1 protein-coding gene is annotated in these 653 nt (G+C 28.6%); it reads left to right on the plus strand.

The window, feature by feature from the left end:
- Positions 1–128: 128 nt before the first annotated feature.
- The gene (locus HM986_RS17625; protein ID WP_179336357.1) at positions 129–506 is read left to right on the plus strand and encodes a hypothetical protein; all 378 of its coding nucleotides are present in this window, start codon (positions 129–131) and stop codon (positions 504–506) included.
- Positions 507–653 lie beyond the last annotated feature (147 nt).

Genomic DNA, 653 nt, shown 5'->3' on the forward strand with positions numbered 1-653 from the left:
CTTCTAAACGGCTAAAAGAAATCTTTTGAACGTCTAAATATTAACAAAAAAGAGTCAACCTATATCAGTATAATACACTACAATTTATACGTTTGAATTAAACAACTGAATAATAAAAACATAAAACTATGAGAATTTTATCCTTTCTACTTTTCATTTCGAGCTTTACATTAGCGCAAAGTCAAAATTCGACAAATCTTCTGACTGAAAAAGCGCCTTGTACTTTCGAAATGACAGTTGAGCAACTAACTGCTAAAGAACTGAATTTTAAATGTGAAGAACTTTTCGATAATAAATCATTCGGAATTGAAAAATTTAGAATAAAATTTAGAGGAAGTGCTTCAATACCTGTAAAAGGAAATACTCTAAATGCGAAATCACATATGATAGCAAAAAAACTGAAAGTTGGGGATTATGTGACTATTTTCCACGTGGAGAATCTTATTGTTAACGGAACTAAATCTCAAGAGTTTAGCACATTGAATATTAAAATAATTGAGCCTTAATTATTACTTGACAAAGAAAAACGTCTGACTTAAATAACCGAATAAAAATAGAACGGAATAAAAAACTGCGTACAACAAAGTACTGTGGTGAAAAACAAGTAAAAACTCATTAATTTTTCACTAAAGTACTTTTATAATTTCCATCAT

Origin of the sequence: Winogradskyella costae, assembly GCF_013403865.1 — a bacterium.
GTDB classification, from domain to species: domain Bacteria; phylum Bacteroidota; class Bacteroidia; order Flavobacteriales; family Flavobacteriaceae; genus Winogradskyella; species Winogradskyella costae.

What these genes read in the sequence shown, in the direction of transcription:
- HM986_RS17625 (WP_179336357.1), top strand. Translation starts at nt 129, where the DNA reads ATGAGAATTTTATCCTTTCTACTTTTCATTTCGAGCTTTACATTAGCG.